Source organism: Bradyrhizobium sp. 2TAF24, assembly GCF_052115025.1.
GTDB lineage: Bacteria > Pseudomonadota > Alphaproteobacteria > Rhizobiales > Xanthobacteraceae > Bradyrhizobium_A.
Genome location: NZ_JBFRFW010000007.1, coordinates 224,821 through 241,037, shown reverse-complemented (window position 1 = coordinate 241,037; position 16,217 = coordinate 224,821). Strand labels below are relative to the sequence as shown.

13 protein-coding genes are annotated in these 16,217 nt (G+C 67.6%); 12 read left to right on the top strand and 1 reads right to left on the bottom strand.

Annotated elements, in window-relative coordinates; genetic code table 11:
- From AB4Z37_RS13680 to trmB, 4 genes are all read left to right on the top strand, one after another.
- On the top strand, positions 1-1,134 hold the full coding sequence (locus AB4Z37_RS13680; protein ID WP_441517340.1) for a hemolysin family protein: 1,134 nt from the start codon (positions 1-3) through the stop codon (positions 1,132-1,134).
- Complete coding sequence (gene lnt / locus AB4Z37_RS13675; RefSeq protein ID WP_441517272.1) at positions 1,131-2,753, top strand: apolipoprotein N-acyltransferase; 1,623 nt, start codon at positions 1,131-1,133, stop codon at positions 2,751-2,753. Before AB4Z37_RS13680 ends, lnt begins: the two co-directional genes overlap by 4 nt.
- Before the next feature lie 207 nt (positions 2,754-2,960).
- A complete protein-coding gene (locus AB4Z37_RS13670; RefSeq protein WP_441517271.1) occupies positions 2,961-3,377 on the top strand; it encodes a helix-turn-helix domain-containing protein in 417 nt (138 codons plus the stop codon).
- A gap of 104 nt (positions 3,378-3,481) precedes the next feature.
- Positions 3,482-4,222 (top strand): tRNA (guanosine(46)-N7)-methyltransferase TrmB, encoded by a 741-nt coding sequence (trmB, locus tag AB4Z37_RS13665; RefSeq protein ID WP_441517270.1) that lies wholly within the window; start codon positions 3,482-3,484, stop codon positions 4,220-4,222.
- Between the two features lie 4 nt (positions 4,223-4,226).
- Here trmB and AB4Z37_RS13660 read toward each other — a convergent pair whose 3' ends face one another.
- Positions 4,227-5,321 (bottom strand): DUF2336 domain-containing protein, encoded by a 1,095-nt coding sequence (locus AB4Z37_RS13660; RefSeq protein WP_441517269.1) that lies wholly within the window; start codon positions 5,319-5,321, stop codon positions 4,227-4,229.
- Positions 5,322-5,712: 391 nt separating this feature from the next.
- Here AB4Z37_RS13660 and rimP point away from each other — a divergent pair, with 391 nt between their 5' ends.
- From rimP to pnp, 8 genes are all read left to right on the top strand, one after another.
- On the top strand, positions 5,713-6,477 hold the full coding sequence (gene rimP, locus AB4Z37_RS13655) for a ribosome maturation factor RimP (protein WP_441517339.1): 765 nt from the start codon (positions 5,713-5,715) through the stop codon (positions 6,475-6,477).
- A gap of 2 nt (positions 6,478-6,479) precedes the next feature.
- Entirely contained in the window at positions 6,480-8,087 is a 1,608-nt protein-coding gene (nusA, locus tag AB4Z37_RS13650; protein ID WP_441517268.1) for a transcription termination factor NusA, read from the top strand.
- 15 nt (positions 8,088-8,102) lie between these two features.
- Positions 8,103-8,834, top strand: a complete 732-nt coding sequence (locus AB4Z37_RS13645) for an RNA-binding protein (protein WP_441517267.1) — start codon at positions 8,103-8,105, stop codon at positions 8,832-8,834.
- 40 nt (positions 8,835-8,874) lie between these two features.
- Positions 8,875-11,616 (top strand): translation initiation factor IF-2, encoded by a 2,742-nt coding sequence (gene infB, locus AB4Z37_RS13640; protein WP_441517266.1) that lies wholly within the window; start codon positions 8,875-8,877, stop codon positions 11,614-11,616.
- A 173-nt stretch (positions 11,617-11,789) separates the two neighbouring features.
- A complete protein-coding gene (rbfA, locus tag AB4Z37_RS13635) occupies positions 11,790-12,230 on the top strand; it encodes a 30S ribosome-binding factor RbfA (protein WP_441517265.1) in 441 nt (146 codons plus the stop codon).
- Positions 12,227-13,351: a tRNA pseudouridine(55) synthase TruB gene (gene truB, locus AB4Z37_RS13630; RefSeq protein WP_441517264.1), complete on the top strand. Its 1,125-nt coding sequence runs from the start codon at positions 12,227-12,229 to the stop codon at positions 13,349-13,351. Before rbfA ends, truB begins: the two co-directional genes overlap by 4 nt.
- Before the next feature lie 2 nt (positions 13,352-13,353).
- Positions 13,354-13,623, top strand: coding sequence for a 30S ribosomal protein S15 (gene rpsO / locus AB4Z37_RS13625; protein WP_441517263.1), 270 nt, complete (start codon positions 13,354-13,356; stop codon positions 13,621-13,623).
- 291 nt (positions 13,624-13,914) lie between these two features.
- Complete coding sequence (gene pnp, locus AB4Z37_RS13620; RefSeq protein WP_441517262.1) at positions 13,915-16,071, top strand: polyribonucleotide nucleotidyltransferase; 2,157 nt, start codon at positions 13,915-13,917, stop codon at positions 16,069-16,071.
- The last annotated feature ends 146 nt before the right edge of the window (positions 16,072-16,217 follow it).

Sequence of the window (16,217 nt, the reverse complement as noted above, 5' to 3'; positions counted from 1 at the left end):
ATCCCGGATCCTTCTTCCGGCGGCTCGCCGCAGGACGCGAGCGATATCGCCCCCGAGACGCTGCGCAACCTGCCCGTGCCGGTGCGCGAGGGCGAAGTGCTGCGCCCGACATCCGAAACCTGGCTGGTGCGGGCGCTGCGCACGCTGTTCGGCTGGAAGGCGGGTTCGCTGCGCGCCGACCTGCAAGTCGTGCTCGACGCCTCGACGCCGGACGAGACCAGCTTCAGCGCCGTCGAGCGCACCATGCTGCGCAACATCCTCGGCCTGCGCGAGCGGCGCATCGCCGACGTCATGGTGCCGCGCACCGACATCGTCGCGGTGCGGCGCGACATCTCGCTCGCCGAGCTGATCGCGGTGTTCGAGAGCGCGGCGCATTCGCGCCTCGTGGTCTACAACGACACGCTCGACGATCCCGAAGGCATCGTCCACATCCGCGACCTGCTCGCCTATATCGCGGCGCGCGCCAAGGTCGACCCGCAGATCAACGCCAAGCGCAAGAAGCCGTTTCCCGCCGGCCTCGACCTGCGCGCGGTCAACCTCGCCACCCAGCTCGCCGATGCCAACATCGTCCGCAAGCTGCTGTACGTGCCGCCGTCGATGCCGGCGCACGACCTGCTGGCGAAGATGCAGGCAAGTCGCATCCATCTCGCCCTCGTGGTCGACGAATACGGCGGCACCGACGGCCTCGTCTCGCTCGAGGACATCGTCGAGCAGATCGTCGGCGAGATCGACGACGAGCACGACAGCGACGAGCCGCCGGCCGTGGTGCGCCAGCCCGACAACTCCTTCATCGCCGACGCCCGCGCCAGCCTCGAGGACGTCAAGTCGGTGGTCGGCGAGGGCTTCGTCACCGGCGAGGCCGGCGAGGAGGTCGACACGCTCGGCGGCTACCTGGTGGCCCAGGTCGGCCGCCTGCCGGTGCGCGGTGAGATCATCTCCGGCCCCGGCGACTACGAGATCGAGGTGCTCGACGCCGACCCGCGCCGCGTCAAGCGGCTGCGCATCGGCACCCGCAAGGACCGCACGACGGCGCGGCCGCGCGACGCGCGACGGCGCGAGGCGGTGGACACCGCGGCGCGCCCCGCCGAGGGCAGCCCGCAACCGCCTCCTGCCGACGGGACCGCATCGACGTGAACGGACTGGAAAAGCTACGCAAGATCGCCCTCGCCGTGATCCTTGCCTGGGGCTGGCGCCGCGCGCTGATCGCCGTTGTCGCCGGCGCGGCCTCGGCGCTGGCCATGGCGCCGTTCAATGCCTGGCCGGTGCTGTTCGTCACCTTCCCGGTGCTGGTGTGGCTGATCGACGGCGCCGGCGCCGGGCGGCTCGGCGGAGTGCCGGCCGCCGCGCTCAGCGGCTGGTGGTTCGGCTTCGGCTATTTCCTCGCCGGCCTGTACTGGATCGGCTACGCCTTCCTGGTCGACGCCGACATTTTCGGCTGGCTGCTGCCGTTCGCGGTGACGGCGATGCCGGCCGGGCTTGCGCTGTTCACCGCGCTCGGCTTCGCGCTGGCGCGGCTGGTCTGGACCCGCGACGTCTCGCGCGTCCTGGCGCTCGCGGTCGGCCTCACCGTCAGCGAATGGCTGCGCGGCCACATTCTCACCGGCTTCCCCTGGAATGCGTTCGGCTACGCGCTGAGCGAGCCGCCGGCGCTGGCGCAGACGGCCTCGCTGATCGGGCTGTGGGGGCTGACTTTTCTCGCGATCGGCATCTTCGCCAGCCCCGCGGCATTGATCGACCCGTCACCGGCCAGGGGACGCTGGTTCAGCCGCCCCTGGATCGCACCGGCGACCGCGCTGCTGGTGCTGGCGGCGATGGGCGCCTACGGCACGCTGCGGCTGGCGCGCGAGCCGGTGCGCCTGGTCGAGAACGTCAGGCTGCGGCTGATGCAGCCCAACCTGCAGCAGGACGTGAAGTTCAACTACGCCGCCAAGCAGGCGGTGATGGCGAAATACCTCGCGCTGTCGGACCGTGCGACCGGGCCCGCGAGCACCGGCGTCAAGGACACCACCGTGCTGATCTGGCCGGAATCGGCGTTTCCGTTCTTCCTGACACGGGAGGCGGACGCGATGGCAGAGATCGCCGCGCTGCTGCCGCCGGGCACGACGCTGATCACCGGCGCGGTGCGCCCGCCCGACGGGCCGCTGCGGGCGCCGATCCGCGCCTACAACTCGATCTTCGTGATCGACCACGACGGCACCATCCTCGACATCTACGACAAGCTTCACCTCGTGCCGTTTGGCGAGTACCTGCCGTTCCAGGCGGCGATGGAGAGCCTCGGCTTCCAGCAGCTCACCAAGCTGCGGGGCGGCTACATTCCCGGCCTGCGCCGCAAGACGCTGGACCTGCCGCATGCGCCGCGGGTGCTGCCGCTGATCTGCTATGAGGCGATCTTCCCCGGCGAGGTCGTGCCGCCGAACGAGCGGCCGAGCTGGATCGTCAACGTCACCAATGACGGCTGGTTCGGCATCAGCACCGGCCCCTACCAGCACCTGCAGCAGGCGCGGATGCGGGCGATCGAGGAAGGCCTGCCGCTGGTGCGCGCCGCCAACACCGGCATTTCGGCGGTGGTCGATCCGCTCGGGCGCGTGGTGGCGCGATTGGGCCTTGGCGTCGAAGGCGTGCTCGATGCCGCCCTGCCATCGGCTCTTCCCCCGCCGCTCTACGCCCGGGTCGGCGACCTGCCCGCCGCGATCATGGTGGCACTCGCCGCCATCTGGGTGACGCGGCGGCGGCGGCGAACGACGACAGGCTGAGACGGATTACCCCCAATGCACTACCTGTTTTGGCAAAGGAAATTTGCCTCGCAGGCTGAAATCCGGAATGATGTGGCCGCTAATGAGGATTCATGGGCTTAATCAACCGGTAAGTTAAGAATTGACGTTAGTACACCAACGGCGTAATGGGCCGGGGTGTTTCACAAGGTTCATGACAGCCATGCAGGCTCATAGGGAGTTGTGCTGATGTCGGCAAAAGCACCCAATCCTGTTGACAAATATGTCGGCAGCCGCGTGCGGATGCGCCGCATCATGCTGGGCATGAGTCAGGAGAAGCTCGGCGAGGCGCTCGACCTCACGTTCCAGCAGATCCAGAAGTACGAGAAGGGCACCAACCGGATCGGTGCCAGCCGCCTGCAGCAGATTTCTGACATCCTGCAGGTGCCGGTGTCGTTCCTGTTCGAGGGCGGCCCGACCGGCGGGAGCCATCACGAGGGCATGAACGACGCGCCGTCGCCGGCCTATGTGTCCGACTTCCTGGCGACGTCGGAAGGACTGGCATTGACGCGGGCCTTCACCCGGATTTCGGACCCCAAGCTGCGGCGGACCATTGTCGACCTGGTCGAGCAGATGGCCGCCCGCGAGCAGCAGGACCGCCGCTGATCCGCCGCGCCCGGGGCGCTGCGCAAACGCCATCGCCTCGCTTCGCAAATGCCGCTCATTCCCGCGGACGTTCGCCGTCGCGCCCCGTGATGCAGACAGACACCATGCCCGCCCCCGACACTCCCGCCGCCGACGACACCGCCCATCCCGCACAAGGCTCGTTCTTCGGGCGGCGCAAGGGGCACAAGCTGCGCAACCACCAGGCGCATCTGATCGAGGACCTGCTGCCGCGCCTCGCGCTCGATCTCGCCACGCCGGCTGCCGGCGATCTGCGCAGCCTGTTCGCACCGCCGGTGCGCGCGGTGCGGCTCGAGATCGGCTTCGGGGGCGGCGAGCACCTGGTCGCCGAGGCCAGCGCGTTTCCCGACATCGGCTTCATCGGGGTCGAGCCCTACGTCAACGGCATGGCGAAAATCCTGGCGCAGATCGACGCGCGCCAGCTCGGCAACATCCGCCTGCTCGCCGGCGATGCCGCCGAACTGCTGGCGTGGGCGCCGGCCGGCTCGCTCGCCCGCATCGACCTGATCCATCCCGATCCATGGCCGAAGCGGCGGCACTGGAAGCGCCGCTTCGTGCAGGACACGACCATCGCCATGATGGCGCGGGTGCTCGCGCCTCACGGCGAGTTCCGCTTCGTCAGCGACATCGATCACTATAATGCCTGGACGCTGGCGCATTTCCTGCGCGCCAACGCGTTCCGCTGGACGGCCGAGCGCGCCGACGACTGGCGGCTGCCGTGGCCGGACTACACGATGACGCGTTACGGGCGAAAGGCCGAGCGCGAGGGCCGCAAGGCCAACTACCTGATCTTCCGGCATGCGCCGGACGGCGCCGCCGCGGCGTGACCGATCAGGCGGCGCTGTCGCCGGGACGCTTCTGCCAGAACTTGAGCACGCGCTGCGCCGTCGCCGGCACCAGCCGCTCATAGTTCAGCCGCGCCTCTTCCATCTCCGGGATCGACGGGTTCGGACGGCCCGGTCCGATGCGGACCAGGATCAGCGCCCGCACCGTGGCCCATTGCAGGCTCAGCGACTTGCCCATGATCAGGATGGGGTCGTGGCGATCACCGCGGATCAGGTGATCGATGATCGTGAGGCTGACGCCGGTCATGACCGACAGCGCGGCGACCGTCTCCTCGTATTTGTGCTCCTTGGCGAACGCCATCAGCGCCGCCTCGTTCAGCTCCTGCGCGTAGCTGAGGGTCAGGATCTCGCGTTGCGCGCGGGCGAAATCGCGCGCGCCGCCGCGCGAGGCCGGCGCCGAGCCGATGCCGATCATCGCCTGGTTGATCGCGACCTTGCGCGCCGGCGAGGCCATGTCGAACAGGCGGCGGCGAACGATGTCGGCGGAATGCTCGAGCAGCTCCTTGAGCTGCAGCTGGGTGATGTCGTGGCGGCGGCCGATCGCGAGCGCCAGCGAACCGTCGTCACCGGCGCGGCTGATCAGCCCGGAATAACCGAGGCTGGAGAACTGCGCGCCGGAATTGCCGGCGACGCTGCGAACCACATCGCGGTCGCCGCGGCTGACGATGACGTCGGTGACCGGCGGCGACAGCGTTGCGCGCTCGGAAATGGCGAACAGATGGCCCTGGCCCTTGGCGCCGGCGATCTCGATCAGCGTCGGCTCGTCGAGCAGCGGCGAGGAACGCAGCAGCGGCCCGGCGATGGCGATCTCGTCTTCGTGCACCAGCAGGCCGACCAGCTCCGGCGGCGCGTTGGCGATCGGCGCAAGCTGCTCGGCGAGACGGGCGCGGGTATCGATCTCGACCAGCGGCACGAGGCCGATCAGGATGCCGTCGAACAGCTCGACATGCTTGGGCTGGAAATGCGCGGCGCCCTGTGCGAACAGGTCGGAGATCTTGCGGATCACATCGGCCTGCCGGCGCGGATCGCCGCCCTTCACGATGGCGTCGAGTTCCGGAATTGCAGATGTCGCCAAGGCCATAACGGTATCCCTGCCCGGTCTGTCGGGTCGGCCTACGCTAATGCGCTGAAATGAACGAAGGGTTAGCCCCGCCGCCCGGTTTCCACGCCATCGCCGCAATGGAACCCGCCGCGAGCCACACCGTCGCCCTTGCCCGGATGCCCGGACGGGGCTATATTCCCGCCACGTCAAGACATCTCATACGATCGCGTATTGAGAGTGGGCTCCTCCGGGGACCCGCTCTTTTTTGTTACCCGAAGCACCCCGCGGACACGGGATGCGGCTGGCGGCCCCGGTTCCGCCGCAGCCGCGCACCCAGGGCGTGAGGCAGGTTTTTCCCGATATGGAAAATCCCGCCTTGATGAACAACCGGATTCTGAACCACGCGTTAACCTTGAACCCGATATTGGACATGACCGATCCGACCGAGCGCCCCGCCCCTGCTGACCTGCTCGACGAACCCCGCCTGGTGGTCGAGCCTGGCGTCGCGGCGCGGGTCGCCGCTGTTGCCGAGCCGGTGCTACAGGGCATGGGCTATCGCCTGGTCCGCATCCGCGTGTCGGGCGAGGCCGGCTGCACTGTGCAGGTGATGGCCGAGCGGCCCGACGGCACCATGCTGATCGACGACTGCGAGGCGGTGTCGCGGGCGCTGTCGCCGGTGCTCGACGTCGCCGACCCGATTGACCGCGCCTATCGCCTCGAAATCTCTTCTCCCGGCATCGACCGGCCGCTGGTCCGCCGCAGCGACTTCGAGCGCCACGCCGGCCATCTCGTGAAGATCGAGATGGCGGTAGCTCATGACGGCCGCAAGCGCTTCCGCGGCCAGATCATCGGCGTCGACGGCGACAAGGTGCGGATCCGCCGCGACGACGTGCGCAAGGATGATGATCCCGACGTCGTGCTGGTGATGGAAGACATCAGTGACGCGCGTCTCGTGCTGACCGACGAGCTAGTCGCCGAATCCATGCGCCGCGGCAAGGCCGCCGAGCGCGAGCTGCGCCAGGATCTCGGCCTCGAGCCACCGTCGCCGCCGCACGCCAAGCGCGACCAGTTGAAAGCCAAGACCTCAAAGCCAAAGGCCCGGCCCGCCGCCAAGGGGAAGGCCAAGCCGACCAACACCAAGCAACACCGCCTCGCTGCGCAAGCCAAGCGCGACGGGCACCACGAAGGAGACTAACCATGGCCGCGATCAGCGCCAACAAGCTCGAACTTCTGCAGATTGCGGATGCCGTCGCACGCGAGAAGTCGATCGACCGGACGATCGTGATCTCCGCGATGGAGGACGCCATCGCCAAGGCGGCGCGGGCGCGCTACGGCAGCGAGACCGACATCCATGCCGAAATCGACGCCAAGAAGGGCGAGCTGCGGCTTTCGCGTCACATGCTGGTGGTCGAGCAGGTCGAGAATCCGGCCAACCAGATCTCGCTGAAGGACGCCCAGCGCGCCAACCCCGGTGCGCAGATCGGCGACACCATCGCCGACACCCTGCCGCCGCTGGAGTATGGCCGCATCGCCGCCCAGTCCGCCAAGCAGGTCATCGTGCAGAAGGTCCGCGAGGCCGAGCGCGACCGCCAGTACCAGGAATTCAAGGACCGCATCGGCGACATCGTCAACGGCACCGTCAAGCGCGTCGAATACGGCAGCGTGATCGTCGACCTCGGCCGCGGCGAAGCGATCGTGCGTCGCGACGAGATGCTGCCGCGCGAACTGTTCCGCACCGGCGACCGTGTCCGCGCCTACCTGTTCGACGTGCGCCGCGAGACCCGCGGCCCGCAGATCTTCCTGTCCCGCACCCATCCGCAGTTCATGGCGAAGCTGTTCGCCCAGGAAGTGCCGGAAATCTACGACGGCATCGTCGAGATCAAGGCGGTGGCCCGCGATCCGGGCTCGCGCGCCAAGATCGGCGTGGTGTCGCGCGATTCCTCGGTCGACCCGGTCGGCGCCTGCGTCGGCATGCGCGGCTCGCGCGTGCAGGCGGTGGTGAACGAGCTGCAGGGCGAGAAGATCGACATCATCCCGTGGTCGCCCGACATCGCGACCTTCGTCGTCAACGCGCTGGCGCCGGCGGAAGTCGCCAAGGTCGTGATCGACGAGGACCGCGAGCGTATTGAAGTCGTGGTGCCGGATACCCAATTGTCGCTTGCGATCGGCCGGCGCGGCCAGAATGTTCGCCTTGCCTCGCAGCTCACCGGCTGGGACATCGATATCCTCACCGAACAGGAGGAATCGGAACGCCGCCAGGCCGATTTCGAGAACTCGACCCGGGTCTTCATGGAAGCGCTGAACGTCGACGAGGTCGTCGGCCAGCTGCTGGCGTCGGAAGGCTTTTCTTCGGTGGAGGAACTGGCTTTGGTGGATCAGAAGGAACTCGCCGGCATTGAGGGCTTCGACGAGGAGACGGCCCTCGAGCTGCAGAGCCGGGCCCGTGAATTCCTCGAGCAGCAGGAGGCTGAACTCGCCGCCAAGTTGACGGAACTCGGTGTCGACGACGCCCTGAAGTCTGTTCCCGGCGTCAACCTGAAGATTCTGGTCAAGCTCGGCGAGAACGGCGTCAAGACGATCGAGGACCTCGCCGACTGCGCCACCGACGACCTCGCCGGCTGGACCGAGCGCAAGGACGGCGAGACGATCAAGCATCCCGGCTTCATCGACGCCGCCGACCTGTCGCGGGAAGATGCCGAGGCACTGATCATGCAGGCGCGCGTCGCGGCCGGCTGGATCAGCGAAAGCGACCTCGCCAAGCCGGCCGAGACGGCCGACGAGGCGACCGAAGACCATCCGGCTTAAGGACCATGTTCCTGCATGCTGACAGCCGCCGCCCCTGCCGATCTTGATGACGGCCCCCGGACCGCCCGGTCCGGGAGGGAACGGATGTGCGCGGTCACGCGGCAGGTACAGCCGGTCGAGGATCTGATCCGCTTCGTCGTCGACCCCGGCGGCGATGTCGTCCCCGACCTCAAGCGCAAGCTGCCCGGCCGCGGCCTGTGGGTCTCGGCGAGCCGGGACACGCTGGCGGAGGCCATCCGCCGCGGGGTGTTCGGGCGCGGCTTCAAGCGCGAGGTGCGGGTGTCGCCCGACCTCGCGGCCCTGACCGACGGCCTGCTGGCACGCGGCGCGGTCGAGGCGCTGGCCATGGCCGGCAAGGCCGGCGAGGTGGTGGCCGGTTTCACCAAGGTGGAAGCCGCCCTGGAAGCCGGAAATGCCGCATTGCTGCTCCACGCGTCCGACGGAGCAGCCGATGGCATCCGCAAGCTCGACGCGATCGCCCGGCAAAATACCGGCGAAACCGGCCCAATTCCGATCCTGAGCGCATTGACCTCTGCAGAATTGGATTTGGCACTTGGGCGGTCAAATGTGATACATGCAGCCCTGCGCGCGGGCCCGGCGGCCAGAACCGTCCTGGACCGCTGCCACAGCGTCCTCCGGTTTCGCGCGACACCGGAGCACCGGGCGACCAAGGCTGCAGCGACAACCATTGCCGCGACCACGACTTCGAGGTTAAAGGACGCCCCGACGGGACGGCCTCAAGACTGACGCGGCGCCGCAAGCGCCCAACGAGATTAGGACTGACTGAATGGCTGAAACGAAAAATCCTGGCGACAAGACTCTGAGCGTCGGTTCGAAAACTCTGTCGCTGAAGCCGCGCACAGAGACCGGCGTCGTGCGCCAGAGTTTCAGCCACGGCCGCAGCAAGTCGGTGGTGGTCGAGAAAAAAACCAAACGCCGCATGCCCGGCGATCCGCCAGAGCCTGTCGCCCGCGCCCCCGAACCCGCCGCTCGCGCCCCCGAACCGCAGCAGGCCCGCCCCGCCGCGCCGCCGCCGCCGCCGAGCCGGCCGGCGCCGCGTTCCTCCGCCCCGCAGCAGCGCGGCGGATCGGGCGTCGTGCTGCGCAGCCTCACCGAGGACGAGCGCAGCGCCCGCGCCATGGCACTCGCCGACGCGCGCCTGCGCGAGGAAGAGGAACGCCGCGTCGCCGAGGAAGAGGCCAAGCGCCGCGCCAGCCGCGAGTTCCAGGAGCAGCAGGAGCGTGAGGCCGCCGAGGCTCGCGCCCGCGAAGAGACCGCCCGCCGCCGTCAGGAAGACGAGGCCAAGCGCAAGGCCGAGCTCGAAGCCAAGAAGCGCTTTGGCGAAGACGAGGCCAAGGCCCGCTCGGCCGCGCCCGCGGCCGCAGCCACTGCGGCGCGCAGCCCCGCGCCCGCAGGCCGCAGCCCATCGCCGGCAGGACGCCCGTCCGCACCCTCGACCGCCCGCCCCGGCACGCCGGGCACCGCCCGCCCGGCCGGAGTACCGGGCACGGGCCGCCCGCCCGCCGTCGCCGCAGAGGCCGATGAGGAGGAGGCGCCGCGCCAGATCCGTCGCGGCCCTGGCGGCGCACGTCCGGTCGTTCCGCCGAAGACCACCGCCAAGCCGTCGCCGCAGAAGCAGCGCGGCCGCTTGACCGTCGTCACGGCGTTCAACGCCGATGACGTCCGCGAACGCTCGGTCGCATCCTTCCGCCGCCGCACCCAGCGCCTCAAGGGCCACCAGGCCAACGAACCGAAGGAAAAGCTGATCCGCGAGGTCACGATCCCCGAAGCCATCACCATCCAGGAGCTCGCCAACCGTATGGCCGAGCGCGCCGTGGATGTGATCCGCATGCTGATGAAGCAGGGTCAGATGGTGAAGATCACGGACACGATCGACGCCGACACCGCCCAGCTCATCGCCGAGGAACTGGGTCATACCGTCAAGCGCGTCGCCGATTCCGACGTCGAGGAAGGCCTGTTCGACGTCGCCGACGACCACGCGTCCGATCAGACGCCGCGCCCGCCGGTCGTGACCGTCATGGGCCACGTCGACCACGGCAAGACCTCGCTGCTCGACGCGCTGCGCCACGCCAACGTGGTCAGCGGCGAAGCCGGCGGCATCACCCAGCATATCGGCGCGTACCAGGTGACCTCGCCGCAGGGCGGCAAGATCACTTTCATCGACACGCCCGGCCACGCCGCGTTCACCGCAATGCGCGCCCGCGGCGCCAAGGTCACCGACATCGTGGTGCTGGTGGTGGCCGCCGACGACGGCGTGATGCCGCAGACCATCGAGGCGATCAATCACGCCAAGGCCGCGCGCGTGCCGATCATTGTCGCGATCAACAAGATCGACAAGCCGGACGCCAAGCCCGAGCGCGTGCGCACCGAGCTGCTGCAATACGAGGTGCAGGTCGAATCGTTCGGCGGTGACGTCGTCGACGTCGAAGTGTCGGCCAAGAACAAGACCAATCTCGACAAGCTGCTCGAGATGATCTCGCTGCAGGCCGATCTGCTCGACCTCAAGACCAACCCCGACCGCCCGGCCGAAGGTACCGTGATCGAAGCCAAGCTCGATCGCGGCCGCGGCCCGGTAGCGACGGTGCTGGTGCAGCGCGGCACGCTGCGGGTCGGCGACATCATCGTCGCCGGCGCCGAGATGGGCCGTGTCCGCGCCATGATTTCCGACCAGGGCTCGCCCCTGCAGGAGGCCGGACCGTCGGTGCCGGTCGAGGTGCTCGGCTTCAACGGCCCGCCGGAAGCGGGTGACCGCCTCGCGGTGGTCGAGAGCGAAGCCCGCGCCCGCCAGATCACCGACTACCGCGCCCACAAGAAGCGCGAGAAGCAGGCGGCGCGCGCCACCGGCATGCGCGGCTCGCTCGAACAGATGATGTCGCAGCTCAAGGTTACCGGCCGCAAGGACTTCCCGCTGGTGATCAAGGCCGACGTGCAGGGCTCGCTGGAAGCGATCCTCGGCTCGCTGGAGAAGCTTGGAACCGACGAAGTCGCCGCCCGCATTCTTCATGCCGGCGTCGGCGGCATCAGCGAATCCGACGTCACGCTGGCAGAGGCCTTCAACGCCGCAATCATCGGCTTCAACGTGCGCGCGCACAAGGAAGCCGGCGACGCCGCCAAGCGCGACGGCATCGAGATCCGTTACTACAACATCATCTACGACCTCGTGGATGACGTGAAGAAGGCGATGTCCGGCCTGCTCGCGCCGACCTTGCGCGAGACCATGCTTGGCAACGCCCAGGTTCTGGAGGTGTTCAACATCTCCAAGGTCGGCAAGATCGCGGGTTGCCGCGTCACCGACGGTACCGTGGAGCGCGGCGCCAATGTGCGTCTCATCCGCGACAACGTCGTCATCCACGAAGGCAAGCTTGGCCAGCTCAAGCGCTTCAAGGATGACGCCAAGGAAGTGGTTGCCGGGCAGGAATGCGGCATGTCGTTCGAGAACTATCAGGACATGCGGCCCGGCGACGTCATCGAGTGTTATCGCGTGGAGACGATCCAGCGCTCGCTGTAAGTCCAAGTCTTACTGCGAGTTCTGCTTTTCGATCTCCGTTTTGACCCCGCTCTCGGGAGCGCCGCATCGCGGCGCTCTCCGGGCGGATAATGCAAACCCAGGTTTCCGACGGCTCTCGGCACGCGGTGCTCCCGCGTGCCGCGGGCCGTGGAGCCCATGAGCAAACGAAACCAATGCCTCGTCATCATCAACGCGGCCCAAACAGGAATTCGGGTGCCGACGCTTCGCAGCGCCAGTTGCGCGTCGGCGAACTGGTGCGTCACGCGCTCGCCGAGATCCTGTCGCAAGGTGCCGTGCACGACCCGGCCCTCGAAGGCCACATCATCACTGTTCCGGAGGTGCGGATGTCGCCGGACCTCAAGCTCGCGACCATCTATGTGATGCCGCTCGGCGGCGGTGGCCTCGATGCCGTCGTCGCCGCGCTCAATCACAACAAGAAATTCCTGCGTGGCGAGATCGCGCGACGCATTAACCTAAAATTTGCGCCTGATATTCGCTTCCGCGTTGACGAACGATTCGACGAAGCGGAACGAATAGAGAAGCTCTTGAGAACACCTGCGGTTCAACAAGACATTGCCCACGATACCCACGACGAATCGGACGAAGAAGAATGACCGGGACCCTGCCAGACGCCGTCGATGTCGAGCTGAAGGATGGCTTGCACGAAGCGCCGCAAAAAAAATTTTCGGGCCCGCGCGCCGATGCCGGCACGCATGAAGCACATGCGCCGCGCGATCCGCAGTCGCAGGAGCCGCGCGGCCGCCAGCACGGCGGCAAGCCGAAGCGGGACCGCCGTGACGTTCATGGCTGGGTGATCCTCGACAAGCCGATCGGCATGACCTCGACCCATGCGGTCGCGGTGATCAAGCGCCTGTTCCAGGCCAAGCGCGCCGGCCATGCCGGCACGCTCGATCCGCTGGCCTCGGGCGGGCTGCCGATCGCGCTCGGCGAAGCCACCAAGACGGTGCCGTTCGTCATGGACGGCCGCAAGCGCTACCGCTTCACGGTGTGCTGGGGCGAGGAACGCGACACCGACGATGTCGAGGGCCGCCCGACCGCGACCAGCGACGCCCGCCCGGACGCCGAGGCGATCCGCGCGCTGCTGCCGCGTTTCACCGGCGTCATCGAGCAGGTTCCGCCGCAGTATTCGGCGATCAAGATCCAGGGCGAGCGCGCCTATGACCTGGCGCGCGACGGCGAGGTTGTGGAACTCAAGCCCCGCCCGGTCGAGATCCATGAATTAATCCTTGTGGATCAGCCAGATAGAGACCATTCAGTGTTCGAGGCGGAATGCGGCAAGGGCACCTATGTCCGGGCGCTGGCCCGCGACCTCGGCCGCCTGCTCGGCTGCTACGGCCATATCAGCGCCCTGCGCCGCACCCTGGTCGGCCCGTTCGTCGAGAACGACATGATTCCACTGGATCAGCTGGAGGCTTTGTGCGATAGAGCCGCGTCCGGCGAGGCCAACCTCGCCGATGCGCTTTTGCCCGTTGAGACCGCGCTGGACGACATCCCGGCACTGGCCGTCACACGGGCAGATGCGGCGAGGCTCCACCGGGGCCAAGCCGTCTTGTTGCGCGGACGGGATGCGCCCAATTCGAGCGGCACAGTCTATGTCACCGTCGGCGGCCGGTTGTTGGCCCTCGCCGAGATTGGCAATGGCGAAATCATCCCCAAGCGTGTGTTCAACCTGACCGGGCTGACAGCCAGCTCCGGCCGAAACGAAGGTGTTTGACGATGTCGATTACCGCAGAGCGTAAAGCGGAAGTCATCAAGGCAAGTGCAAAGAAGGCCGGCGACACGGGTTCGCCGGAGGTTCAGGTCGCGATCCTGTCGGAGCGCATCACCAACCTGACCGAGCATTTCAAGACCCACGGCAAGGACAACCATTCCCGCCGCGGTCTTCTCAAGCTCGTCTCGACCCGCCGTTCCCTTCTCGACTACCTGAAGCGGACGGACGAGGCGCGCTACAAGGCGCTTCTCGAGCGGCACAACATCCGCCGTTAAGACACAGTCCACGCGCGCATGACCTGCGCGCGTTTTGTCATGTGGACCGGGATTTCGGGAGCGTCCCGCAGACTGGTCCGCATGATCCGCCCGCCGCAATACGGCGGCTGGCGGTGACGGGCATGGGGCCCGTGAAATCGAAGGACGGACGTCATCCAAAATATGAAAGCCATGGCAGGATCGCCGGACGCTGATGCAGCAACCTCGTTGCCCGCAGCGTCTCGCCGTCTTGGCATGGTTTTCGTGTTTTTGGCGCTCCGCCCGACGACGAACCGATGAAAGACATCAGATATGTTCAAGACACATTCCGTCGAACTGGATTGGGGCGGCCGTCCCCTCAAGCTCGAGACCGGCAAGATCGCGCGTCAGGCTGACGGCGCGGTGCTGGCGACCTACGGCGAGACCATCGTGCTCGCCACCGTGGTGTCGGCGAAGACGCCGAAGGAAGGCATCGACTTCCTGCCGCTGACCTGCAACTACCAGGAAAAGGCCTACGCCGCCGGCCGCATCCCGGGCGGCTACTTCAAGCGTGAGGGCCGTCCGAGCGAGCGCGAGACGCTGATCTCCCGCCTCATCGACCGCCCGGTGCGCCCGCTGTTCGCCGACGGCTACCGCTGCGATACCCAGGTGATCGTCACCACGCTGTCGCACGACCTCGAGAACGATCCGGACATCGTGGCGATGGTCGCGGCCTCCGCCGCGCTGACGCTGTCGGGCGTGCCGTTCATGGGCCCGATCGGCGCCGCCCGCGTCGCCTTCATCGACGGTGAATTCGTACTCAACCCGCAGCTCGACGAGATGCCGGAGAGCCAGCTCGACCTCGTCGTCGCCGGCACCGGCGACGCCGTGCTGATGGTCGAGTCGGAAGCCAAGGAACTGCCGGAAGAGGTGATGCTGGGCGCCGTGATGTTCGGCCACCGCCACCTCCAGCCGGTGATCAAGGCGATCATCGAGCTCGCCGAGAAGGCCGCCAAGGAGCCGCGCGACGTTCCCTCGGTCGACAATTCGGAGATCGAGAAGGAAATGCTCGGCCTCGTCGAGCAGGAACTGCGCACCGCCTACGCCATTCCGGTGAAGCAGGAGCGCTACAAGGCCGTCGACGTCGCCAAGCAGAAGGTGCTGGCGCACTTCTTCCCGGAAGGCGCCGAGCCGCGCTTCGACAAGCTGCGCATCGCCGGCGTGTTCAAGGAGCTCGAGGCCAAGATCGTTCGCTGGAACATCCTCGACACCGGCAAGCGCATCGACGGCCGTGACGTCAAGACCGTGCGCGACATCGTCGCCCAGGTCGGCGTGCTGCCGCGCGCCCACGGTTCGGCGCTGTTCACCCGCGGCGAGACCCAGGCGCTGGTCGTGACCACGCTCGGCACCGGCGAGGACGAGCAGTACATCGACGCGCTGCCCGGCACCTACAAGGAAACCTTCCTGCTGCACTACAACTTCCCTCCCTACTCGGTGGGTGAGACCGGCCGCATGGGTTCGCCCGGCCGCCGCGAGATCGGCCACGGCAAGCTGGCGTGGCGCGCGATCCATCCGGTGCTGCCGCTGCATCACGAGTTCCCCTACACCCTGCGCGTGGTGTCGGAGATCACCGAGTCGAACGGCTCGTCGTCGATGGCCTCGGTGTGCGGCGCTTCGCTCGCGCTGATGGACGCCGGCGTGCCGCTGAAGCGGCCGACCGCGGGCATCGCCATGGGCCTGATCCTGGAAGGCAGCCGCTACGCCGTGCTGTCCGACATCCTCGGCGACGAGGACCACCTCGGCGACATGGACTTCAAGGTGGCGGGCACCGAGAAGGGCGTCACCTCGCTGCAGATGGACATCAAGATCGCCGGCATCACCGAGGAGATCATGAAGGTCGCCCTCGGCCAGGCCAAGGACGGTCGCGTCCACATCCTCGGCGAGATGTCGAAGGCGATCACCGCGGCCCGCGCCGAGCTCGGCGAGCATGCGCCGCGCATCGAGGTGTTCCAGATCGCGACCGACAAGATCCGTGAAGTGATCGGCACCGGCGGCAAGGTGATCCGCGAGATCGTCGAGAAGACCGGCGCCAAGATCAACATCGAGGACGACGGCACCGTGAAGGTCGCTTCCGCCAACGGCGAATCGATCCGCGCGGCGATCAAGTGGATCAAGTCGATCGCCTCCGATCCGGAAGTCGGCCACATCTACGACGGCACCGTGGTCAAGGTCATGGAGTTCGGCGCGTTCGTGAACTTCTTCGGCCCGCGCGACGGCCTCGTTCACATCAGCCAGCTCGCCTCCGCCCGCGTGCAGAAGACCTCGGACGTCGTCAAGGAAGGCGACAAGGTCAAGGTCAAGCTGCTCGGCCTCGACGACCGCGGCAAGGTGCGGCTGTCGATGAAGGCCGTCGACCAGGAGACCGGCGAGGACCTCGAAGCCAAGCCGAAGGCCGACGGCGGCCAGCCGCGCGAAGCCGCCGGCGAGTGATCGCCGCTCCGGCTCATGTCATCCAATAGAAAAGGGCGGCTGCGAAGCCGCCCTTTTTTTTGCGCACGTTCTATGCGCACGCCTGCCCCCGCGCTGCGGCCTCTTCTCACGGCACGGCGTGCGGGCGAACATCGCCGTCCCCCTCG